We start from the raw sequence: 23707 nt of genomic DNA, 5'->3' as shown, positions 1-23707 counted from the left end.
GCACGGAGTCAGGGCTTCAGAGAAGTCGCTGTTCCCGTGGTTAAGAACCTATGGTGCTTGCTGCTGCGCGCGCAAACTATTTTTTCGACGAGTTTTTCTCACACCTCGCCGTCGCCCTCCCCCGGTTCCTGACCCAGCGTCCGGCCTGCGCAGATGGCCAGCACGTCGGCCCCGAACCGGGTCAGTTTCCGGTTGCCGACCCCGGCGATGACGACGAGCTCGCCCTCGGTTCCCGGCGCCGCCTCGGCGATCGCCATCAGCGTCTTGTCGGTGAAGACGCAGTAGGCGGGCTGGCTGATCTCCTTCGCCCGGTCCGCCCGCCACTCGCGCAGCCGCTCGTACAGCGCCTCGTCCATGTCCGAGGGGCAGTCCTCGCAGCGCATCAGTTTCATCTCGCCGGCTTCGGTGAGCGTCTTGCCGCAGACCCTGCACCGCACGGGGCCCCTACGGCCGGGACGGGCGGGCGTCTGCGTACCGGCGGCGCCCGCACCCGCGCGGGAGCCCCGGTCGATGCCTCCACCGCCTCCCGCCCCACCCCGCGTGCCGAGCGCGGCCGAGCCCGGCCGCAGGCCGTTGAGGAAACGGGTCGCCCTTCGGTTCCCGCGGCCACCCGGCGACCGGGACAGGGCCCAGGACAGCGAGAGGTGGAAGCGGGCGCGGGTGACACCGACGTACAGCAGCCGGCGTTCCTCCTCGACCTGTTCGTCCGTCTTGGCGTAGGCGATCGGCATCATGCCCTCGGTGAGCCCGACGAGGAACGCCGCGTCCCACTCCAGCCCCTTCGCCGAGTGCAGCGACGCCAGGGTGACGCCCTGGACCGTGGGTGCGTGCTGGGCGGCGGCCCGCTCGTCCAGCTCGGCCACGAGGTCGGACAGTGTCGCGCCCGGCCTGGCCTGTTCGAAGTCCTCCGCGAGCCGCACCAGCGCGGCAAGGGACTCCCAGCGGTCACGCACCGCTCCCGAGCCGGCGGGCGGCTTGGAGGTCCATCCCTTGGTGGAGAGCACGGCCCGCACCTCGGAGGGCAGGTCGTCGGCACCGTCGAGCAGCGAGTCGTTGCCTCCCGCGCGGGCGGCGCCGCGCAGGGCGACACCTGCCTCCCGCACCTCGGGGCGGTCGAAGAAACGCTCGGCACCGCGCAGCTGGTAGGGCACGCCCGCGTCCGCGAGTGCCTGCTCGTAGACCTCGGACTGGGAGTTGACCCGGTACAGCACGGCGATCTCACCGGCCGGGACCCCCGCGGCGATCAGTTCACGGATCCGGCGAGCGGTGCCCTCGGCCTCCGCGGGTTCGTCCGCGTACTCCGTGTAGACGGGTTCGGGCCCCTTGTCCCGCTGCGAGACCAGCTCGAGCCGGTGCTCGGCGGCCTTGCCCCGGGCCTGGCTCAGCAGGCCGTTGGCCAGGTGGACGACCTGAGGCGTGGAGCGGTAGTCCCGCACCAGCTTGACCACCGTCGCGTCCGGGTGACGGGTCCGGAAGTGCAGCAGGTGGTCGGGGGTCGCACCGGTGAAGGAGTAGATCGTCTGGCCGGCGTCGCCCACGACACAGAGATCGTCCCGCTCGCCGAGCCAGAGATCGAGGAGCCGCTGCTGGAGCGGGCTGACGTCCTGGTACTCGTCGACGACGAAGTGCTGGTACTGACGGCGCACGTGCTCGGCGATGTCGTGACGGTCCTGGAGGATGCCGACGGTGAGCAGCAGCACGTCCTCGAAGTCGATCACCGACCGGTCGCGCTTCAGCTGTTCGTACATCGCGTAGATCTGCGAGAGCTCGGCCGGGTCGCGCGGTGCGTCCCGCTGGGTCTTCACGACCGCGGCCGGGTAGTCGGCGGGGACGGTCTGGGTGACCTTGGCCCACTCGATCTCGCTGGTGGCGTCCCGCAGCTCGTTGCGGTCGAGCCGGATCCCGCAACGGGCCGCGGCCTCGGCGACCAGCTGGACCTTGCGCTCCACCAGACGCGGAAGCTCACCACCGACTGCTTTCGGCCAGAAGTACTGGAGCTGGCGCAGAGCCGCGGAGTGGAAGGTCCGGGCCTGGACCCCGGTCGCGCCGAGCTGACGGAGCCTGCCCCGCATCTCCCCGGCCGCCCGGTTGGTGAAGGTGACGGCGAGCACGGTCGTCGGCTGGAGGATCCCGGCACGCACCCCGTAGGCGATGCGGTGCGTGATCGCCCGCGTCTTGCCCGTACCGGCTCCGGCCAGCACGCACACCGGCCCGCCGAGGGCGAGCGCGACCTCGCGCTGCTCCGGGTCGAGCCCGTCGAGCACGGCGTCCGCGGAGTCGGGGACCTGCGGGAAGAGGGTGGAATGCGTTGCTGCTGTCACCCTGCCATGCTGCCAGGTCGTGAGTGGCCGCTGCGGCGGTTGTCCACAGGGGGTGCCGTTCGTCATACCGGTGGGGCGACCGGTGGGAATGGTGGTCGGGTCTCGTACGTTCCTTCCATGCGGGAGCGTGCGCGTGCGTGCGGCCCCGCACCTCAGCGAGACGGACGAAGACGAAGGAGCGCCGACGACATGCCGGGCACTGTGACGATGTACAGCACCACGTGGTGCGGCTACTGCCGCCGGCTCAAGGGGCAGATGGACCGCGAAGGCATCGCGTACACCGAGGTCAACATCGAGCACGACCCGGATTCGGCAGCTTTTGTCGAGAAGGCGAATGGCGGGAACCAGACGGTTCCGACCGTGCTCTTCCCCGACGGTTCGACGCTGACCAACCCCTCGCTGGCCCAGGTCAAGCAGAAGATCGGCGCCTGACCGCGTCCTTTGCGGCCAAGGCCCCCGCGTACGACGAAGGCCCCGCCACGGCGGGGCCTTCGTCGTACGCGGGGGCCGGTCCTTCAGGTCGCGCTGCCCGGCCTGGGGAGCGGCTTGCCGTACCAGAGCTCGATCAGACGCGCGGCGATCGAGATGCCGAACGGGGGCAGCACCTCGCCCGAGTCGAAGGCGGCCGTCAGGTCCTCGCGGGAGAACCAGCGGGCCTCCTCGATCTCCTCACCGTCCACGTTGATCTCGAAGGACGTGGCGCGCGCCATGAAGCCGAGCATCAGGCTGGACGGGAAGGGCCAGGGCTGACTGGCGATGTACTCGACCTCGCCGACGGTGACGCCCGCCTCCTCGAACACCTCGCGGGCCACGGACTGCTCGATCGACTCCCCCGGTTCGACGAAACCGGCGAGGGTCGAGAAGCGGCCCTCGGGCCAGTGCACCTGGCGCCCCAGAAGGGCACGGTCCTGGTCGTCCGTGACGAGCATGATCACCGCGGGGTCGGTCCGCGGGTAGTGCTCCGCCCCGCAGGCCTGGCAGCGGCGGATGTGCCCGGCCGCCGCGATCACGGTGCGCTCGCCGCAGCGTGAACAGAAGCGGTGCAGTCGCTGCCAGTTCTCGAGCGCCACCGCGTGCACCATCAGCCCGGCGTCCCGGGGGCCGAGGAGCATCCCGGCCTCGCGCAGGCCGGCGGGCCGTGCGGACTGGTCCATGCGGCCCGGGAGGGAGTCCTTCTGGAGCGCGAAGTAGCGCACGCCGTTCTCGTCGGTCCCCAGGAAGTAGCGGTGGGTCTCGGTGACCGGCGCCTCGAAGGCGGGTGTCATGACGAGCTCGGTGCCGCCGTCCGGGGTGTCGTCGATGAGCGCCTGGCCCCCGGAGACGACGAAGACCCTGGTCGTCGGGTGGCTCCAGGCCGCGGCGAGCCAGGCCTCGTCGAGCCGGTGGTGCGCGGCACGGTCGATGCCGCTGGGCGCGGTGAGACCGATCGGGCGGTCTGCGGTGGCGTTGTCGAAGGTGCTCACAGGTGCTTCCTACTCCCCCGGGGGCGGATCGGGCGTTCAGAGATTCAGCGGAGTGCGTCGGCCAGCTCGCCCCACAGGTGGGCGGTGGCCTCCACGCCCTTGAGGAGGAGGTCGAGTTCGACCTTCTCGTCAGGGCCGTGCCAGCCGTCGGACGGTACGGAGATGCCCAGGAAGAGCACGGGTGCGCCGAGCACGTCCTGCAGGTCGGCGGCGGGGCCCGAGCCTCCCTCGCGCGTGAAGAGGATCTTCGTCCCGAAGGCCCGTCCCATCGCGCGGGCCACCGCCTGGAGGGCGGGGTGGTCCAGCGGCGTCAGACAGGGACGGGTGGCGGGGGCGAACGTGATCCGGTGGCGGACACCGGCCGGGACCCGTGCCTCGGCCCAGGTGCGGACCGCGTCCTGGATCCGCTCCGGGTCCTGCCCCGCGACCAGCCGGAAGCTCAGCTTGACCAGGGCCGACGAGGGGATGACGGTCTTGCTGCCCGCCCCCTGGTACCCGCCGCCGATGCCGTTGACCTCGGCGGTGGGGCGTGCCCAGATGCGCTCGAGGGTGGAGTAGCCGGCCTCGCCCGCGGTGGCGTGCGAAGCGGCCGTACGCAGCCAGGTGTCCTCGTCGAAGGGCAGTTCGGCGAAGAGGGCGCGCTCGGTCTCGGTGAGTTCGGCGACGCCGTCGTAGAAGCCGGGGACCGTGACCCTGCCCTCCGTGTCGTGGAGGGCGGCGACGAGCCGGGCGAGCGCGGTCGCGGGGTTGGGAACGGCACCGCCGAACGATCCGGAGTGGATGTCCTGGCCAGGGCCGAACAGCTCGATCTCGCACTCCGCGAGGCCGCGCATGCCGGTGCAGACGGTGGGGGTGTTCTCGTCCCACATGCCGGTGTCGGAGACGATCACGACGTCGGCCGCGAGGCGGGCGGCCCGCTCTTCGGCCAGTGCGCGGAAGTGCGGCGAGCCGGACTCCTCCTCGCCCTCGACCAGGAGCTTGAGGTGCACGGCGGGGGTCTCGCGGCCGGTCGTCGCGAGGTGGGCCCGGACGCCGAGCGTGTGGAAGAACACCTGGCCCTTGTCGTCGGCCGCGCCGCGTCCGTACATCCTGCCGTCGCGGATCACCGGGTCGAACGGGTCGCTGTTCCAGCCGTCCTCGCGGGAGGCGGGCTGCACGTCGTGGTGGCCGTAGACGAGGACGACGGGGGCGTCCGGATCCTCCGAGGGCCACTCGGCGAAGACCGCCGGGGCTCCGGCCGTCTCCCAGATCTCGGTGACCGGGAAGCCGGTCTCCGCGAGCTTGCCCGACAGCCACTCGGCACTGCGCCGTACGTCCCCGTCGTGCTCCGGCTGAGCTGATACCGACGGGATGCGCAGCCACTCGGCGAGGTCGTCGAGGAAGGCTGTGCGGTGCTGCTCGGTGTACGTACGGACGGCGCTGTCCGGGGTGTCGCTCATGCTTATGAGCCTATCGGCCCCGCGGAGGTGGCTCGTCCAGCAGGAGCTTTTCCAGCTCCTCCCGGCCCGGCAGCCCGGCGGGACGGGACGTCTCCCCGGTGCGTACGTAGAGGAAGGTCGCCGTGACCGCCTCCAGCGGCAGGCCGTGCAGCTCTGCCCAGGCCAGGCGGTAGACGGCCAGCTGGAGCGGGTCGGCCGTGCGGTGCCGGCCGGTCTTCCAGTCGACGATCTCGTACGTGTCACCGGTGCGGTAGACCGCGTCGATCCGGCCGCGGATCACCCTGCCTCCCAGCGTGATCTGGAACGGTGTCTCGACGCGGTAGGGGATGCGCCGGGCGTACGCGGTGCGCTCGAAGGCCTCCTTGAGCTCGGCGAGATCGCGCTCGTCGGCGATGTCCGCGTCGTTCTCGTCGCCCCCGGGGAGTTCGTCCGGGCCCAGCATGGGCAGCGGCAGTTCCTCGAACCGGGACTCCACCCAGGCGTGGAAGCGGGTTCCCCGGCGTGCGGCGGGCTGCGGGGGGCGGGGCATGGGGCGGGCGAGCTCCCGCGCGAAGCCGTCGGGGTCGTCGGCGAGGTGCAGGAGCTGGGTGGCGGAGAGCGTGGCGGGTACGACGACGTCCCGCACGGCCGCGCGGGAACGGCGCAGCTCACCGGCGAGGGCGTCGAGATCGCGGTCCCAGGAGGCGAGGGCGCGGGACTCCTCCGGGGTGAGGCCGGCGTCCGCGGGGGCACGCGCGGCCGGGACGTGGGGTGTGGGGGCCGCCGGGGGCGGAGGCGGCACGGCGTCGTGCGTGCCCCGCCCACCGTCGTGGGAAGGGGCACCGCCGGAGGGCGACGCCCCCTCGGTGGAAGTGGCGGGCGCGCCGTCCGGGAACGGGTCGTCGTACGGGGCGTCCGCTTCGTCGTACGGCGGCACCTCGTCCTCGTACAGCGGCTCGTCCCCGTACGGCGGCTCGTCGCTGTAGGGAGGCTCGTCCCCGTAGGGAGGCTCCTGCTCGTACTGCGGCTTCCCGGCGTGCCCGGACTCCTCGTACACGTCCGGTACGGCCTCGTACACGTCCGGTACGGCCTCGTACACGTCTGGTACGGGTGTGGCCGCCAGGGCCTCCAGGTGGGCCAGCACCGTGTCCCGGGCGGCTCGGCGACGGGCCATCGCCGTGTCGTCGAGCGGGAGCGGCCAGGCCTGGTCGGCGTCCTTCTCCTGGAGCGCCGGGTTCTCCTCGTCCTCCCCCGGCTCGTCCGCCCAGACCTCGATCTCGCCGTACCCGGCCGCGCAGTGCTCGTACAGCGCGTCCAGGAAGGCGGACGGGCCGCGGGGCTTCTTCTGGGAGGGGCCCCACCAGTGACCGGAGCCGAGCAGCAGGCTGCGGGGGCGGGTGAAGGTGACGTAGCCGAGGCGGAGCTCCTCGGTGTGCTGATGCCCCTTCATCTCCTCCTTGAATGCCTTGAGGCCCTTGGCGTCGAAGGAGTGGAGGCCGGGGAGTGTGGCCGCGTCGCCGCGCAGGGCGTGCGGGAGGACCTGGGACTGCGAGGTCCACGCGTCCCGGGACTGCGTGCTGGGGAACTGGCCGCCGACGAGGCCGGGGACGGCCACGACGTCCCATTCCAGGCCCTTGGACTTGTGGGCGGTGAGGACCTTCACGGTGTTCTCGCCACCGGGCAGGGCGTTGTCCAGGCCCTTCTCGTACTGCGCTGCGGTGCGCAGGAAGCCGAGGAAGGCGAGCAGGGTCGCTTCCCCGTCCACCGCGGCGAAACCGGCCGCGACGTCCAGGAAGTTGGCGAGGGTCTCACGGCGGCGTGCGGCCAGGGCGTGCGGCGACGCGGACAGTTCCACTTCGAGGCCGGTGGTCGCCAGGACGCGGTGCAGTACGTCCATGAGGGGGTCGGCCAGCGAGCGCCGGAGGTCGCGGAGCTCGGTGGCGAGGCGGGCGAAACGGACGCGCGCCTCCGCGGAGAACGGCAGCTGGTCGTCCTCGGACCCGCCGGACTCCAGGAAGGTGTCGAGGGCGTCGGCGAGCGAGATCACCTCGGCGGGGTCGATGCCCTCGACGGCCTCGGCGAGACGCCGGTCCGGGTCGGCGTCGTCACCGGAGGCGGCCCGGTGGACGAGGAGGCGGGCGCGACGCCCCAGGAGGGCGAGGTCCCGCGGCCCGATGCGCCAGCGCGGTCCCGTGAGAAGCCGGACGAGGGAGGCGTTGGCCCCGGGGTCCTGCAGGACCTCGCAGACGGCGACGAGGTCGGCGACCTCGGGGAGGTGGAGCAGTCCGGACAGACCGACGACCTCGACGGGAATGTCCCGGGCGACGAGAGCGGCCTGGATGCGGGGGAAGTCCCCCGCGGTCCGGCACAGGACGGCGATCTCCCCCGGTGCCTTCCCGGTCCGTACGAGGTGGGCGAGCGAGTCGCCGAGCCAGTCGATCTCCTCGGCGTGCGTGCGCAGGAGGGCGCACCGGACCAGGCCGTCCCTCTCGGCTCCGGGGGCTGGGCGCAGCGCCTCGACCCCCTCGTGCATGGCGCGCAGCGGTTCGGCGAGGCCGTTGGCGAGGTGGAGGAGCCGGCCGCCGCTGCGCCGGTTCTCGCTGAGGGAGTAGCGGGTGGCCGGGGTGCCGTCGGCGTGCGGGAAGTGGTGCGGGAAGTCGTCGAGGTTGGCCACGGAGGCGCCGCGCCATCCGTAGATGGCCTGGCAGGGGTCGCCGACGGCGGTGACGGCGTGGCCTGCCGTGCCGCTGTCGCCTCCCCCGCCGAACAGCGCGGCCAGGAGCAGTCGCTGGGCCACGGAGGTGTCCTGGTACTCGTCGAGGAGGACGACCCGGAACTCGTCGCGCAGGACGGCGCCGACCTCGGGCCGGGTGAGGGCCAGCTCGGCGGAGAGGGCGATCTGGTCACCGAAGTCGAGGAGATCGCGGCTGCGCTTGGCGGCCCGGTAGCGCCGGGTCAGTTCGAGGAGTTCGCGGCGCGCCCCGGCCGTCTCGGGGATCTTGCGCAGCTCGGCGTTGCTGAGTTTCGCCGTCGCCAGGTCCTGGAGAAGCCCGGTGTCGTGTTCGTCGAGCTGCTCGGGGCGGACCAGGTGTTCGGCGAGCTCGGCGTCCAGGGCCAGCAGGTCGCTGACGAGGGTGGGGAAGGACCGTGTCAGTGCCGGATAGGGGCCGGGCGCCTCGCGCAGTACCCGGGCCGCGAGCTGGTAACGGGTGGCGTCGGCCAGGAGGCGGGTGGTGGGTTCGAGGCCTATCCGCAGGCCGTGGTCGGTGAGGAGCCGGCCGGCGAAGGCGTGGTAGGTGGAGATGCTCGGCTCGCCCGGGGGGTTGTCCGGATCGATGACGTCCGGATCGGTGACCCCGGCCGCGACGAGGGCCTTGCGGACCCGTTCGGCGAGTTCGCCGGCGGCCTTGTTGGTGAACGTCAGGCCGAGGACCTGTTCCGGGGCGACCTGTCCGGTCCCGACGAGCCACACCACCCGGGCGGCCATCACGGTCGTCTTCCCCGAACCGGCTCCGGCCACGATCACCTGCGGGGCCGGCGGCGCGGTGATGCAGGCCGTCTGCTCCGGAGTGAAGGGGATCCCCAGGAGCTCCTTGAGCTGCTCGGGGTCGGTGATTCGGGAGGACACCCCAGAGAGGCTAACCGGACGCACCGACAACACGGAGCCACGCCGGATTGTGCCGGGGCGGTCGTCCGGCGTTCCGCGGGCCCGGTCAGTCGATGATCTGACGGCCCTCGGGCTGCGCACTGCACGAGGCCCTGAAGGTGCAGTGGGTGCAGTGCTGCCCGGTCGTGGGGGTGAACCGTTCGTCCAGGACCTTGCCGGCCGCCGTGGCCAGCAGGCCGGAGACCCACTCCCCGGCGAGGGGTTCCTGCGCCTGCACCTTGGGAAGCGCGTCGCCGCCCTCCTTCTTCGGGGCGGGCTGGCGCAGCTGGACGAGCTCGGCGCCGCCGGTGTCGGGGCGGCGGCCGTCGAAGACCTCGTCGACGGCGCCCTCCCGGACCGCCAGCTGGTACACGGCGAGCTGGGGGTGGGAGGCCACCTCGTCCTTGGTCGGTGCTCCCTTGCCGGTCTTGAAGTCCACGACGTACGCCCGGCCTTCGGTGTCCTGTTCGACCCGGTCCATGGAGCCCCGGATGCGTACCGCGTACCCGCCCGCTTCGAGGGTGACGTCGAAGTCGTGCTCGCTGGCGGCGGGGGTGCGGCCGGCCCGGTCCATGACGTGCCAGCGCAGGAAGCGTTCCAGGGCGGCGCGGGCCTGGCCCTTCTCCTGCTCCGATTTCCAGGGGGCGTCGAAGACCAGGCCGTCCCATACGGAGTCCAGGCGTTCCATCAGGACGTCCAGGTCGGCGGCGGTACGTCCGGAGGCCACCTCGTCGGCGAGGACGTGCACCACGTTGCCGAAGCCCTGCGCCGCCGTCGCCGGGGCGTCGGCCTTGACCTCACGGCCCAGGAACCACTGGAGGGCGCAGGTGTTGGCGAGCTGGTCGAGCGCGCTGCCGGAGAGCGTGACGGGGCGGTCGCGGTCACGCAGCGGGACCTCGGAGCGGGTGGGTTCGTTCAGCCCCCACCAGCGGTAGGGGTGGGCCGCGGGCACGAGCGGCTGCCCCTCGTCGTCGGTGAGCGCCGCGAGCCGGGCGAGCCGGTGGGCGGCGGCGTCGCGCAGGGCGTCCGAGGCGGCGGGGTCGACGGTCGTCGCCCGCAGCTCGGCGACCAGTGCGGCCACCGCGAGCGGGCGGCGGGGGCGTCCGGTGACGTCCCGGGGCTCGGTGCCGAGCTCGGTGAGGAAGCGCGAGGGCTGGTCACCGTCGTCGGCGGGTGCCTTGACCGCGGTGACCACGAGACGTTCACGGGCCCGGGTCGCGGCGACGTAGAACAGCCGGCGCTCCTCGGCCAGAAGGGCCCCCGGGGTGAGGGGCTCGGCCAGACCGTCGCGCCCGATCCGGTCCGCCTCCAGGAGCGAACCCCGGCGGCGCAGGTCGGGCCAGAGCCCTTCCTGCACCCCGGCGACGACCACCAGACGCCACTCCAGGCCCTTGGAGCGGTGCGCGGTCATGAGGCGTACGGCGTCGGGACGTACGGCACGCCGGGACAGGGTGTCGGCGGCGATGTCCTGGGCGTCGACCTCCTCCAGGAAGTTGAGCGCGCCACGCCCGCCGGTGCGTTCCTCGGCGCGTGCCGCGGTGTCGAAGAGGGCGCACACGGCGTCGAGATCCCGGTCGGCGTTCCGGCCTCCCGCGCCGCCGCGCAGCGCCGCCCGCTCCAGGCGGCCGGGCCAGGGGGTGCCGTTCCACAAGGTCCACAGGGCCTCTTCGGCGGTGCCGCCTCCCTCGAGGAGCTCACGGGCCTCGCGCAGGAGCGCGCCGAGCCGCTGGGCTCCGCGGGCGTACGCCGGATCGTGCGTGACCAGGCGCTCGGGCTCCGCGAGTGCGCGGGCCAGCAGCGCTCCGGACGGCGGCGGTACGCGGTTCCCGGCGGCCCGCTCCTCGTCGCGCAGGGCCCGTCCGAGGCGCCGCAGGTCGGCGGCGTCCATGGAACCGAGGGGCGAGGTGAGGAGGGCGAGGGCGGTCTCGGTGTCGATCCGGCCGGGTGCCGCCCCGTCTCCCTCGGCTCCGGCCCCGTCCTGTTCCCCGTCCTGTTCCGGGTCGTCGGCCGCTGTGGGGTGCAGCGCCGCCGTGGCGACGGTGCGCAGGGCGGACAGGAGCGGTGCCACCGCCGGCTCGTGGCGCAGCGCAAGATCGTCACCGTCGACCTCCAGCGGGACTCCGGCCGAGGTGAGCGCTCGGCGCACGGCCGGGATCGAACGTCCGCCGGCGCGTACGAGTACCGCCATGTCCCTCCAGGGCACCCCCTCTTCCAGGTGCGCGCGCCGGAGCAGATCAGCGATGTTCTCCAGCTCCGTGGAGGGCGTCGGATAGGTGTACGTCTCGACGCGGCCGCCGCCGCGCACGGCGGACAGCTCACGGTGGGCGCGGACCTTGGCCGAGGGCAGCCGGGTGAGCGGCATCCGGCGCGTGAGCATCCGGGTGGCCTCGAGCAGCAGTGCGCCGGAGCGGCGCGACGTGGTGAGGACGCCGACGGGAGCGGGCGCGCCGTCGGCGCGGCGGAAGGTGTCCGGGAAGTCGAGGATGCCGTTCACGTCGGCGCCCCGGAAGGCGTAGATCGACTGGTCGGGGTCGCCGAAGGCGATGAGCGTCCGGCCGCCGCCCGCGCCCGGCGCGGCGCTCCCCCGGTTCCCGGCCAGTGCGTGGAGCAGCCGGACCTGGGCGGGGTCGGTGTCCTGGTACTCGTCGACGAGTACGGCGTCGTAGCTCCGGGCCAGCGCGGCCGCCACCTCCGGCCGTTCGGCGAGCAGGACCGCCCGGTGGACCAGCTCCGCGTAGTCGAGGACACCCTGGGCGTCGAGGACGTCCAGGTACTCGGCGAGGAACTGGGCGGCGGCGCTCCAGTCCGGCCGGCCGGTGCGGCGGGCGAAGGCGGCCAGTGCGTCCGGGCCGAGGCCCAGTTCACGGCTGCGGGCCAGCACCGCTCGCACCTCGTCGGCGAAGCCCCGGGTGGTCAGGCAGGCGCGCAGTTCGTCGGGCCAGCGGACGTGGGCCAGCCCCGCCTTCTCGAGGCCGAGCTGCCCGGCGAGCAGTTCACGGACGGCGACGTCCTGCTCCGGCCCGGAGAGCAGGCGCAGCGGATCGGCGAAGAGGTCGGCGTCCTGGTGGGCACGGACCAGTGCGTAGCAGTACGAGTGGAAGGTGGTGGCCTGCGGACCCCGGGTGCCGCCGAGCCGGGCCGCCATCCTGTCGCGCAGTTCGACCGCCGCCTTGCGGCTGAACGTGAGGACGAGGATGCGGGCGGGGTCGGTCCCCCGGGCGACGCGCCGGGCGACCGCCTCGACCAGCGTCGTGGTCTTGCCCGTGCCCGGTCCGGCGAGGACCAGCAGCGGGCCGTCCCGGTGGTCAACCACGGCGCGTTGCGGTGCGTCCAGGAGAGGGGGGTCCACGGAGCCCGGCGGCGTACGCACCAGCCGGTACGCGCCCGGAGCCCGCCGCCGTGCCTGACGGTGCGGGCTGTTCCGGGTGGTGGAGGAGGAGCTCACGTGGATCGCCGGTCCTGGTGGGTGTACTGGGTCTGCGCGGTGGCCCGGCCGTCGGTGGTGTGACGGCCCGGGTCCGACGCCTGGTGGTGGAGGACGGTGCCGAGAGCCCGGTACGGCGGCCCGGCGGTGACGGGAACGGTTGGCGGTGACGGAAACGGATGAGGGAGCGAGGGTGCCGCGTGTGGACGACGCTACGCCAGCGGTGAGAGGGAAATCAGGCGGTGGGAGGCGTCCCCCGTCACATGTGGAGCCCGCCGCGGCACCGGTGCGTCCCGTTCACCGGCCAGGCGCCTGTCCCGGCGGGGCGCGAAGGCGGAAGCTGTCAGATGTGAGCTTTCTCGCCCGGACTGCCGGTCACGCCGTCCCATCTGGCGCGCTTCATGTCGAGGCGCGGTACGTGCCCCTCCGCGTCGCGCGGTGCCCCGCGCAGCGGCGTGCCCTCCTCGCGGTAGTGGCCGAGCGCCCGCGGTTCGTGGCCCGGCAGGAGCACTCCGTCGGCGCGCACCACACGCCACCAGGGCACCGCCGAGCCGTACAGAGCCATCACCCGGCCGACCTGCCTCGGGCCGCCGTCACCGAGCCACTCCGCGACGTCGCCGTACGTCATGACGCGGCCGGGCGGAATGAGGTCCGCCACGTCCAGGACCCGCTCCGCGTAGACGGGCAGCTCGGCGGGCGCGGGGTCGGCGGGCGCGGCCCCGGTCCGGCTGCCGCTCGTCCGGTCTTCGCTCATCCGTCCCATCCTGCCGTACGCCACCGACAACGAGCCGTGCACGGTGTCGTGCTGGTCACACACCGTGCGCGCGCGGGCGAAGCAGCGTATGTTGCGCATCGCGCCCGCGCAATGCACCCTGATGCCCCCCTCTGTCTGCAGGCCGTGCCACCATCATGCGGGCGGTGACCGGTGATACGAGAACACGAAGATTCATCAGAGGCTAAGGAGCAGGGCGTGCAGCCACCGAAGGCGGCGGACGCCTCTGACGCCGAGCCGCGCCCGGACGCGCCCGACGCCCCGGAGACCGGTGCCCCCGGTGCCGGGGAGGCCACCGGGCGCTCCCGCGAGCACCTCTCGGGCTCGACGCTCGCGTCGGCCGACGCGAGCCTGACCGACCGCGTCTCGGGGGACGAGCCACTGCTCCCGGCCCGGGTCCACCGCCCCTCCGATCTGCTGCGCCTCCTCGTCGGCGTCCTGGCGATCGCCCTGCTGTTCTCCATCGCCGCCTTCGCCCAGGGGACCACCACGGGCCTCGAGAACGACATCTCGAAGGGCACCGACCAGGCCCCCGATCTGCTGATCAAGCTCGCGGGCCTGGTGTCCAGCATCGCCGTGCTCCTCGTGCCGGTCGCCTTCGCGATCGAGCGCCTGGTGAAGCGCGACGGGCTGCGGATCGCGGACGGGGTGCTCGCCGCCGTGCTGGCCCACGGGGTGACCCTGGCCACCGATCTCTGGGTCGCCCGGTCGGCGCCCGGGACGATCAGGGAGGCCCTGACGCAGCTCCAGCCCGGGGACTCGCTCACCGACCCCGTGCACGGATACCTCGCGCCCGTCATCGCCTACATGACGGCGGTCGGGATGGCCCGCAGACCGCGCTGGCGGGTCGTGCTGTGGGTGGTGCTGCTCCTGGACGCCTTCGCGATGCTGGTCGGCGGCTACACCACACCGTTCTCGATCGTCCTCACCGTGCTGATCGGCTGGACCGTGGCGTACGGCACGCTGTACGCGGTCGGCTCGCCGAACGTCCGCCCGACCGGCCAGCACCTGATGGCCGGTCTGCGCCACGTCGGCTTCCGGCCGGTCGCCGCGATGCGCACCGAGGACGCCGCCGACCACACCGACCAGAGCGACCAGGGGCGCCGCTACCTGGTCACCCTGGAGGAGGGGCCACCGCTGGACGTGACGGTCGTCGACCGCGAACAGCAGGCCCAGGGCTTCTTCTACCGGGTGTGGCGCAGGCTCACCCTCCGCAGCATCACCCAGCGCCGCTCCATCCAGTCGCTGCGCCAGGCCCTGGAACAGGAAGCGCTCCTCGCGTACGCGGCGATCGCCGCCGGCGCCAACGCGCCCAAGCTGATCGCCACGTCCGAACTCGGACCCGACGCCGTGATGCTCGTGTACGAGCACATCGGCGGGCGCTCGCTGGACGCGATGGAGGACGAGGAGATCACCGACGACCTGGTGCGCGGCGCCTGGCGCCAGGTACAGGCGCTCCAGTCGCGGCGGATCGCGCACCGCAGGCTCACCGGGGACGCCATCCTGGTGGACCGTTCCGGTTCGGTGTTCGTCACGGACCTGCGGGGCGGCGAGATCGCGGCCGGTGACCTGATCCTCCGCATGGACGTGGCCCAGCTGCTCACCACCACCGGTCTGCGGGTAGGCGCCGAGCGGGCCGTCGCCGGGGCACTCGCCGTGCTCGGGCCCGACGCCGTCGCCGACTGCCTGCCGCTGCTCCAGCCGATCGCGCTGAGCCGCTCCACCAGGGCGACGCTCCGCAGACTCGCCCGGGAGCGTTCGCAGCGGGAGCGTGAGGCGGTGCTGGAGGCCTCGCAGGCGGCCAAGGAGGCGAAGGCCGAGGAGCCCGACGCCTCGGCGGCCAACGACCGCAAGGCCGTCCGCAAGTCCCTGCGCACCGAGAAGCAGGCCGAGAAGCGGGCGATCGACGATGCCATGGAGGAGGCCCGCGAGGAGGACATGCTGGCCCAGATCCGCCGCCAGGTGCTGCTGATCAGGCCGCAGGCGCCGGTCGAGCCGGTCCGCCTGGAGCGCATCAAGCCGCGCACCCTGCTGAGCTTCATCGCGGGCGCGATCGCCGCCTACTACCTGATCTCCCAGGTCACCAAGGCCGACTTCAGCACGGTCGTGGAGCAGGCGGAGTGGGGGTGGGTGGCGGCGGCGCTGGGCTTCTCGGCCCTGAGCTACGTCGCCGCGGCCATGAGCCTGCTCGGCTTCGTGCCCGAGCGGGTGGCCTTCGGGAAGACCGTGCTGGCGCAGGTCGCGGGGTCGTTCGTGAAGATCGTGGCCCCCGCTGCGATCGGCGGAGTGGCTCTGAACACACGCTTCCTGCAACGCGCCGGGGTGCGCCCGGGGCTCGCCGTCGCGAGCGTGGGCGCGTCCCAGCTGTTCGGTCTCGGCTGCCACATCCTGCTGCTCGCCCTGTTCGGCTACCTGACCGGCACGGAGAGGACCCCGGATTCACTCACCCCGTCGAGGACGGTCATCGCGGGCCTGCTCACGGTCGCCGTCCTCGTACTGGTGGTGACCGCGATCCCGTTCCTGCGCAAGTTCGTCGTCACCCGGGTGCGGTCGCTGTTCGCCGGCGTCGTGCCCCGCATGCTCGACGTGGTGCAGCGGCCGCAGAAGCTGGTCACCGGCATCGGCGGCATGCTGCTGCTGACCGGGCTGTTCGTCATGTGCCTCGACGCGTCGATCCGCGCCTTCAGCGGCCCCGGCGTCCCCGAGCTCAGCTACGCGAGCATCGCGGTGGTCTTCCTCGCGGGCAACGCCCTCGGGTCCGCGGCGCCCACCCCGGGCGGCATGGGCGCGGTCGAGGGTGCGCTGACCCTGGGTCTGATCGCGGTGGGCCTGCCGTCGGAGGCCGCGGTGCCGTCCGTACTGCTCTACCGCGTGATGACGCTCTGGCTCCCGGTGCTCCCAGGCTGGATCTGCTTCAACCAGCTGACCCGCAAGGGCGAGCTGTAGAACGTATGCGCGGGGCGCGCCACTCGCATGGACCGCGCCCCGCGCGATCCCCCACGCTCCGCCGCACGATGGGTTCATGAGGACCTCTCCCGCTCTGCGTGCCGCCGCCCTCGCCACCGCCACCGTGCTGCTGCCGCTGGCCGCCTGCTCGGACGACGGCGACGACGGAGGTACGGAGAGGTCGACGCCGTCGGCCGCGTCGACGGCGGCCCCCACCGCGACGACGGAGGAGCTGACGTCCCAGAAGCTCGACTGGGAGCCCTGCCCGGCCCCCAACCAGGCCCAGGGCAGCGGCGTGTCCCCCTCGCCGCTGCCGGGCGGGGCGGCCTGGGAGTGCTCCTTCATGGACGTCCCCCTCGACTACGCCGATCCGGGGGGCCGGACCATCGAACTGGCGCTGATCCGCGCCGCCGCCAGGAACCAGGACCGCCGGATCGGTTCGCTGATCTTCAACTTCGGCGGACCGGGCGCCTCCGGTGTCGCCACGCTGCCGTCCTTCGGCACCGCTTACGACACCCTCCGCACCCGCTACGACCTGGTGAGCTTCGACCCCCGCGGGGTCGGGCGCAGCGAGGGCGTCGAGTGCTCGGACGACAAGGCGCTCGACGCGCGGTACGAGCAGGACGGCACCCCGGACGACGCCGAGGAGGAGAAGGCCTTCGTCGAGGACCAGAAGTCCTACATCGCGGACTGCGAGGAGAACTCCGGGGACGAGCTGCCCTATGTCGGCACGACGAACGCGGCCCGGGACATGGATCTGATGCGCCAGGTGCTCGGCGACGACAAGCTCTACTACTTCGGGATCTCGTACGGCACCGAACTGGGCGGTGTCTACGCCCACCTGTATCCCGAAAAGGTCGGCCGGGCCGTCCTGGACGCGGTCGTCGACCCGACGGAGGACTCCCTGGAGTCCTCGCTCGGCCAGGCCCAGGGATTCCAGCTCGCCCTGGACAACTTCACCGCCGACTGTGCCGAGCGCGACGACTGCAGACTCCCCGGGGCCACCGCGCGGGAGGTCCAGGACTGGATCGCCGAGCTGCTGGACCAGCTGGAGAAGAAGCCCGTCCCCGGGCTCGGCGAACGGCAGCTGACCGGGACCCAGGCCACCACCGGCATCGCGTCGGCCCTCTACTCCAAGGAGACCTGGCCGTTGCTCGAACAGGGCCTCGACGAGGCGGACGGCAGGAACGGCGGGCTGCTGCTCGCGCTCGCCGACTCGCTGAACGGCCGGTCCGAGGACGGGCACTACGACAACTCGAACGCCGCCAACGCGGCCATCAACTGCGCGGACTCCGAGCAGCGGTTCACCCTGGAACAGACCAGGAAGGCGCTCCCCGAGTTCCGCGAGGCGTCCCCCGTGTTCGGGGACTATATGGCCTGGGGGCTGATGTCCTGCACCGGCTGGCCCGTCGCGGGCGCCTGGGACACTCCGGACGTCAGCGCGCCCGGTTCGGCCCCGATCCTGGTCATCGGCAACACCGGGGACCCGGCGACGCCGTACGCCGGCGCGAAGGCGATGGCCGCCGAGCTCGGCAAGGGAGTCGGGATCGAGCTGACGTACAAGGGCGAGGGCCACGGGGCGTACAACGGCGGCAGCACTTGCGTGCAGAGGGTGGTGGACGGCTACCTCCTCGAAGGGAAGGTCCCGAAGTCGGGAACGGTCTGCGGGTGACCACTCGTTGGACTGGCGGACATCGGTGACGCCCGGGCCGCCCCGGGTGGCGCCCTTCGGGCACGGGGAGGGGAGCGCGCATGCGCGTACGGGGACGGGCCCGGAGGGGCTCGGCACCGGCCGTCGCGGTCCTGCTCTTGACGGCGGTCCTCGCCGGGTGCGACGACGGTCCGGCGCCCCCGCAGTCGTCGAAGTCCCGCTCCCTGGACTGGAAGCGCTGTGACGCCCCGGAGGGCGGCACCGCACCCGGCTCCGGCTGGCGGTGCGCCACTCTCGACGTGCCCCTGGACTACGCGCGGCCGGACGGAGAGACGATCGGTATCGCACTGATCCGCAAGGCGGCCACGAGGAAGAGCGAGCGGCTCGGTTCGATGCTCTTCAACTTCGGCGGCCCCGGTGGCTCGGGAGTGGACATCCTGCCGCGCGCCGCCGCCTCGTACCGGGAGCTCAACACCCGCTACGACCTGGTGGGCTTCGACCCGCGCGGGGTCGCCGCCAGTGCGGGGGTCCGCTGCCGCGGCGACGAGGAGCAGGAGACCGCCTACCGCGAGGTCGACATGACCCCGGACACGGCGGCGGAGGAGACCGCGTTCGTCGCGGACGGCACGGACTTCGGGGCCGGGTGCGAGCGCCTGTCCCCCGCAGTCCTCCCCCACGTCGGCACGACGAACGCCGCCCGGGACATGGACGCGATCCGCCGGGCGCTCGGCGACAGGAAGCTGTCGTACTTCGGCATCTCGTACGGTACGGAGCTCGGCGGGACCTACGCGCACCTCTTCCCGGAGACCGTGGGAAGAGTCGTCCTGGACGCCGTCGTCGACCCGACGGCGGACTCGGTGGGCCATGCCCGCAACCAGGCGACGGGCTTCCAGCGCGCCCTCGACAACTACCTGAGGGACCGCGGCCAGGACCCCGCCGCCGGCACCCGGCGGATAGCGGACCTGCTGGAGCGGATCGACAAGGAGCCGCTGCCGACCACGTCCGGCCGCGAGCTCAACGAATCGCTCGCCGTCACCGGCATCGTGACGCCCCTCTACTCGCGGAGCGACTGGCCCACGCTGACGGCCGCTCTCGACGAGGCCGAGAACAGCGGCCGGGGTGACCGCCTCCTCCAGCTGGCCGACTCGTACAACGGCCGTGACGCGAACGGGCACTACGACACCCGGAACCACTCGCAGCGTGCGATCTCCTGCGCCGACGCCAAGGCGAGGCCGACGGTTGCCGAAGCCCGGGCGCTGCTCCCCGAATTCCGCGAGCTCTCACCGGTCTTCGGCCCGTTCCTCGCCTGGGACACGGCCGGCTGGTGCGCGGGGTGGCCGGTCGAAGGGGAGCACGACACCCCGGAGGCGAGCGCCCCGGGCGCCGCTCCGATCCTGGTCATCGGCACGACGGGAGACCCGGCCACCCCGTACGAGGGCGCGCGTCGGATGGCGGACGAACTCGGTGAGGGGGTCGGCGTGATGCTGACCAACAAGGGCGAGGGACACGGCTCGTACGGCGAGAGCGCCTGCGTGACCTCGCTCGTCGACGCCTACTTCCTCGAGGGGAAGGTCCCGGCGGACGAACGCACCTGTTCCTGAGGTCCGGCCACACGTCCCACCCCACGCGAAGGGGCCGGTTCCTCGGCGGAACCGGCCCCTTCGTACGTCACACCGCAGGTCTAGTAGACCGGCTTCTCCGGCTCGACCTGGTTGACCCAGCCGATGACGCCACCGCCGACGTGCACCGCGTCGGCGAAGCCCGCCGACTTGAGGACCGCGAGGACCTCGGCACTGCGGACGCCGGTCTTGCAGTTCAGGACGATGCGCCTGTCCTGCGGCAGGTCCTGGAGGGCGTTGCCCATCAGGAACTCGTTCTTCGGGATCAGCCGGGAGCCCGGGATCGAGACGATCTCGTACTCGTTCGGCTCGCGGACGTCGATGATCTCGATCTTCTCGTCGCCGTCGATCCACTCCTTGAGCTGCTTGGGAGTGATCGTGGAACCGGCCGCCGCCTCCTGGGCCTCCTCGGACACGACGCCGCAGAAGGCCTCGTAGTCGATGAGCTCGGTGACGGTGGGGTTCTCGCCGCAGACCGCGCAGTCGGGGTCCTTGCGGACCTTGACCTGGCGGTACTGCATCTCCAGCGCGTCGTAGATCATCAGACGGCCGACCAGCGGGTCACCGATACCGGCGAGCAGCTTGATGGCCTCGTTGACCTGGATGGAACCGATGGACGCGCAGAGCACGCCGAGGACACCGCCCTCGGCGCAGGAGGGAACCATGCCGGGGGGCGGCGGCTCCGGGTAGAGGCAGCGGTAGCAGGGACCGTGCTCGGCCCAGAAGACGGACGCCTGACCGTCGAAGCGGTAGATCGAGCCCCAGACGTACGGCTTGTTCAGCAGGACCGCGGCGTCGTTGACGAGATAGCGGGTGGCGAAGTTGTCCGTGCCGTCCACGATCAGGTCGTACTGGGCGAAGATGTCCATCACGTTCTCGGCTTCGAGCCGCTCCTCGTGAAGGACCACGTTCACCAGGGGGTTGATCCCCTGCACGGTCTCCTTGGCCGACTGGGCCTTGGACTTGCCGATGTCGGCCTGGCTGTGGATGACCTGCCGCTGCAGGTTCGACTCGTCGACCTCGTCGAACTCGACGATGCCGAGCGTGCCGACGCCGGCCGCGGCCATGTACATCAGAGCCGGCGAGCCGAGGCCGCCGGCGCCGACAGCGAGCACCTTCGCGTTCTTCAGCCGCTTCTGTCCGTCCATCCCGACATCCGGGATGATCAGGTGGCGGGAGTACCTGCGGACCTCGTCGACGGTGAGCTCAGCAGCTGGCTCGACCAAGGGTGGCAGCGACACAGGAACCTCAACAATGCAGGTGGTCGGATTCTACGTACTTCATCTACGTACGGTTGTTCTCCCGTAACACTGCCACGCCCCTCCTCATTCCGAGATACCGGGTCCGATCCGCGAGACGAATTCGTCCCAGTAGCTGGGCAGTGCCGCGAATGGGTCGGTTTGCCCGTGTGTGCCGTCCCGGTCCGTGAAGAAGATCGTTCCGGCGCCCTGCCAGCGGGCGATGCGCATGGCCTCCTCCAGGTGCGTGCGCGGGACGCCATGGACGAAGTGCGCGAAGCGTCCCGGTTCGTACACGGCGGTCCACTCGGCCACCTGAGACCAGCGGTAGTCGACCCACGGCCCACGGAAGGTGACCAACTGGTCGGCGGCCTCGGCGTAGCCCGGGTGCGGGTGGGTTCCGTGCCCCAGGACCAGCCGCCCGCCCTCGTCCGCACTGTCGCTGTCGGCCAGGAGCGCGGAGAGGGTGCTGGTCAGCCGACGGACCGCCGGAAGCCCGTCGCGTTCGGCCGGGCAGTGGTCCAGGTAGAAGCCGCCGACGCGGTACCAGTCGAGATAGGACTGGGCGTCGGCGACCAGCTCGCCGAACGGGCGGCTGCCGAAGGCCAGGTCGAGATGGCCCAGCAACCTGCCCCCCGAGGCCCGGACGGTGTCCTCGGGCGCCTCCCCGTGCAGCGCCCGCTCGCGGGCGTCGCGCAGTCGGCCCGCGGCCTCGAGACAGTGCCGGTCGGGCCGGGCGCCCGGCCCGTCGTCGATGTTGAGCACAGCCCAGTGCAGCGGCGTACCCGGCCGGTTGAGACCGGCCCATTCGGCGGGCGCGAGCAGCGGATGGGCGTATCCGGGCACCCCGACGCCGAGCTGTTCCGCTCCGCCGGTCCGCAGAGTGGAGCCGGTGCTGGTCAGATACGGCACGCCGCCTCCATCCAGATGTCCGCGAGGGACTCCTCCAGGTTGATGCGGGGACGCCAGCCGAGCCGGTCGCGCGCGGTGCGCACATCGGCCTGCTGCCAGGCACCGCATCCGTCGGGATAGGGGGACGGAGTCGCGGCGAGGTGCTCCACGACCGACTCGGTGGAGGAGCGGGGGGCGCCGATGGGGAGCCGGCCGGGGGGCGTGTCGAGCTCGTGGAGTGCGCCCGCGTATCCGGCGACCCTGGCGAGCACCGCCGCCGCGTCCCGCAGCCGCACGGCCCTGCCTGTGCCGATGTTGACGACGCCCTGGGCGGCGGAGAGCGAGGCGGCGTGCACGGCCCGCGCCACGTCGCGTACGTCGACGAAGTCGCGCTGCACCCCGAGGCCGCTGAGCTTGAGCTCGGGGTCCCCGGTCTGCATGGCGCGGCGCATGGTCTCGGCGAGCCTGCCGAGCGGGGAGCCGGCCGGGGTTCCGGGCCCCACCGGTGAGAAGACCCGCAGGACGACAGCGTCCAGACCGGAGCCGAGGACCAGCTCGGTGGCGGCGAGCTTGCTCACGCCGTACGGCCCGCCCGGGCGGGGCACGGCGTCCTCGGCGGTGGACGAGCCGGGCTGCGAGGGCCCGTACTCGGACGCGCAGCCGACCTGGACGAGACGTGCGCTGCAGCCGCTGCGGCGCATGGCCTCGCAGACGGTGGCAACCGCGACGGTGTTGTGGCGGGTCAGGTCCCGGGCGCCACCGCGGGTGGCACCCGCGCAGTTGACGACGACCCCGGGATGGACGGCGTCCAGGAAGCGGGTGAGCGCTCCGGGGCTGCCGCCCGCGAGGTCGAAGCGCACGTCGGCGTCGTCGCCGCGGCCGAGTGCCGTGAGATGCACGGCGGGGTCGGCGAGCAGGCGGTCGGCGACGAAGCGGCCGAGGAATCCGTTCGCTCCGAGCAGCAGAACCCTCATCGCGCGCCCCCTCGGTGCCGACGGCAAGCTGCCGGGGCGGGGGATTGGGGGGTCATGTCCGGTTTCTCCTTGAGGAAGGTGTGTGCGGTACGGAAAACCCGCGGCGTCGGCTCCGCGGGGTGGGCGGGCCCGGCTAGGCCGAGGCGTGGGCGGATGCCCGGGTGAGGGTGACCGATGCGTGGACCAGCAGCCCGAAGGCGGCGACGCCACAGGCGAGAACGGGTACGCCGCCGGTGCCCGCCGCGGCGACGACGGCCTCGACCGGCCGGGCGAGGAGCCCCAGGCCCGGCAGTCGCCCGGCGAGGACCAGGAAGGTGGCTGCCACCTCTGCCGCGCAGGCGGCGGCGAGTCCGGTCGCGGCGGGTTCCGGGAAGCCGTGGACGGCGAGCAGGCGAGCCAGGAAGAGCAGGGCGCCGAGGGCGACCGGGCCGCCGAGGCCGCCGCCCGCACCGGGGTGGCCGAGGTCGGCGAGGAACAGCAGCGCGGTCAGCGCACCCAGGAAGAGCGCGACCACGCCGAAGAGCAGAGGGCGTACGCCGGCACCGAACTCCGACAGGCCGTGCGACCCGGCGAGACGGTGGCGCGCGTGCACCGCGAACAGGTGGGCGCACCAGGCTGCGGGCGCCAGGGCCGGCACGAGCCCGAGCAGGGGGCCCGGCGCGGCGGTCCAGTCGCCGTCGGGACCGCCGCTGATGACCTGGGCGAGCAGGTCGTCGCCGTACACGACGTAGCCGAGGAGCCAGCAGACGTACAGCGTGACGCCTTCGGCGCCGTCCGGGGTGCGCAGCGGGCCGCCGCGCAGGCAGAACCGGAGCGAGAGGACGACGAGCAGTGCTCCGACGGCGGTCACCGCGAAACGGGCCCCGCCGCCGAGCACCCCCTCGGAGGCCCTGAGCACCCCTGCCGTCGCGAGACAGGCGACGCCGGGCAGCAGCGCCGGGAGCGCCCATCCGGACCGCGCGCCGTCGCCGGGGTCCTGCTGCGACCCCGGGGCCCGGGCAGCGGGCCTGCCCACTCCGGGGACACGGGCGTAGAGCTCCTCCGCGAGCGAGAAGACGTCACGGTGCCGGTAGCGCGCGGCGGTCCTGTCGGTGAGTCCGTGCGCCTCCAGACCGGCCGCGATCTCCAAGGGGTCGACGGCGCGCTCGCACAGCTCCCGGTGCCGGTGCATGAGCACCTTCACGGGGTCCGCCGGTCCGCGGCGGGCCACGGACCTGCGGGCGGGGTGGTAGGCGATCTCGGGTGCCCGGACGGCGGAACGGACCGCCCCCGAGCCCTCGTCCGCCGGCTGTCGGCCACCGGCGTCCGCGGCGTCGGCCGGTCTGCCCATCGGGACTCCTCCGT

Annotated in this window: 14 protein-coding genes; 4 read left to right on the top strand and 10 right to left on the bottom strand. The window is 72.7% G+C overall.

Going from position 1 to position 23707, the window contains the following annotated elements; all coding sequences use genetic code 11:
- Nucleotides 1-98 precede the first annotated feature (98 nt).
- A complete protein-coding gene (locus tag OO67_RS07365; protein WP_033298137.1) occupies nucleotides 99-2321 on the bottom strand; it encodes an ATP-dependent DNA helicase UvrD2 in 2223 nt (740 codons plus the stop codon).
- A 189-nt stretch (nucleotides 2322-2510) separates the two neighbouring features.
- On the opposite strand from OO67_RS07365, the gene OO67_RS07360 reads away from it, so the two are divergent.
- Nucleotides 2511-2753, top strand: a complete 243-nt coding sequence (locus tag OO67_RS07360) for a mycoredoxin (protein ID WP_014154194.1) — start codon at nucleotides 2511-2513, stop codon at nucleotides 2751-2753.
- 83 nt (nucleotides 2754-2836) lie between these two features.
- Here OO67_RS07360 and nudC read toward each other — a convergent pair whose 3' ends face one another.
- From nudC to OO67_RS07335, 5 genes are all read right to left on the bottom strand, one after another.
- On the bottom strand, nucleotides 2837-3784 hold the full coding sequence (nudC, locus tag OO67_RS07355; protein WP_033298136.1) for an NAD(+) diphosphatase: 948 nt from the start codon (nucleotides 3782-3784) through the stop codon (nucleotides 2837-2839).
- Nucleotides 3785-3828: 44 nt separating this feature from the next.
- A complete protein-coding gene (locus OO67_RS07350) occupies nucleotides 3829-5223 on the bottom strand; it encodes a dipeptidase (RefSeq protein ID WP_033298135.1) in 1395 nt (464 codons plus the stop codon).
- A 10-nt stretch (nucleotides 5224-5233) separates the two neighbouring features.
- Complete coding sequence (locus OO67_RS07345) at nucleotides 5234-8830, bottom strand: ATP-dependent helicase (RefSeq protein ID WP_033298134.1); 3597 nt, start codon at nucleotides 8828-8830, stop codon at nucleotides 5234-5236.
- 85 nt (nucleotides 8831-8915) lie between these two features.
- Nucleotides 8916-12293 carry an ATP-dependent helicase gene (locus OO67_RS07340; RefSeq protein WP_033298133.1) on the bottom strand — a complete coding sequence of 1126 codons (3378 nt, stop codon included), beginning with the start codon at nucleotides 12291-12293 and terminating at the stop codon, nucleotides 8916-8918.
- 322 nt (nucleotides 12294-12615) lie between these two features.
- Nucleotides 12616-13026 (bottom strand): MGMT family protein, encoded by a 411-nt coding sequence (locus OO67_RS07335; protein WP_033298765.1) that lies wholly within the window; start codon nucleotides 13024-13026, stop codon nucleotides 12616-12618.
- A gap of 216 nt (nucleotides 13027-13242) precedes the next feature.
- Here OO67_RS07335 and OO67_RS07330 point away from each other — a divergent pair, with 216 nt between their 5' ends.
- From OO67_RS07330 to OO67_RS07320, 3 genes are all read left to right on the top strand, one after another.
- A complete protein-coding gene (locus OO67_RS07330; protein WP_033298132.1) occupies nucleotides 13243-15990 on the top strand; it encodes a lysylphosphatidylglycerol synthase domain-containing protein in 2748 nt (915 codons plus the stop codon).
- 76 nt (nucleotides 15991-16066) lie between these two features.
- Complete coding sequence (locus OO67_RS07325; RefSeq protein ID WP_033298130.1) at nucleotides 16067-17662, top strand: alpha/beta hydrolase; 1596 nt, start codon at nucleotides 16067-16069, stop codon at nucleotides 17660-17662.
- Nucleotides 17663-17742: 80 nt separating this feature from the next.
- Nucleotides 17743-19242 (top strand): alpha/beta hydrolase, encoded by a 1500-nt coding sequence (locus OO67_RS07320; RefSeq protein WP_033298128.1) that lies wholly within the window; start codon nucleotides 17743-17745, stop codon nucleotides 19240-19242.
- An 80-nt stretch (nucleotides 19243-19322) separates the two neighbouring features.
- Here OO67_RS07320 and moeZ read toward each other — a convergent pair whose 3' ends face one another.
- The 4 genes from moeZ to OO67_RS07300 all read right to left on the bottom strand — a co-directional run bounded on the left by moeZ (nucleotide 19323) and on the right by OO67_RS07300 (nucleotide 23693).
- On the bottom strand, nucleotides 19323-20501 hold the full coding sequence (gene moeZ / locus OO67_RS07315) for an adenylyltransferase/sulfurtransferase MoeZ (RefSeq protein ID WP_033298126.1): 1179 nt from the start codon (nucleotides 20499-20501) through the stop codon (nucleotides 19323-19325).
- Between the two features lie 84 nt (nucleotides 20502-20585).
- A complete protein-coding gene (locus OO67_RS07310) occupies nucleotides 20586-21410 on the bottom strand; it encodes a spherulation-specific family 4 protein (protein ID WP_033298124.1) in 825 nt (274 codons plus the stop codon).
- A complete protein-coding gene (locus tag OO67_RS07305; RefSeq protein WP_033298122.1) occupies nucleotides 21398-22363 on the bottom strand; it encodes an NAD-dependent epimerase/dehydratase family protein in 966 nt (321 codons plus the stop codon). The genes OO67_RS07310 and OO67_RS07305 overlap by 13 nt, the downstream gene beginning before the upstream one ends.
- A gap of 133 nt (nucleotides 22364-22496) precedes the next feature.
- On the bottom strand, nucleotides 22497-23693 hold the full coding sequence (locus OO67_RS07300) for a hypothetical protein (protein ID WP_033298120.1): 1197 nt from the start codon (nucleotides 23691-23693) through the stop codon (nucleotides 22497-22499).
- Between the last annotated feature and the right edge of the window lie 14 nt (nucleotides 23694-23707).

Source organism: Streptomyces atroolivaceus, from assembly GCF_000717025.1.
Lineage (GTDB): Bacteria > Actinomycetota > Actinomycetes > Streptomycetales > Streptomycetaceae > Streptomyces > Streptomyces atroolivaceus.
Note: the sequence above shows the minus strand (reverse complement) of the source record. Positions and strands in the feature narration are given on the sequence as shown.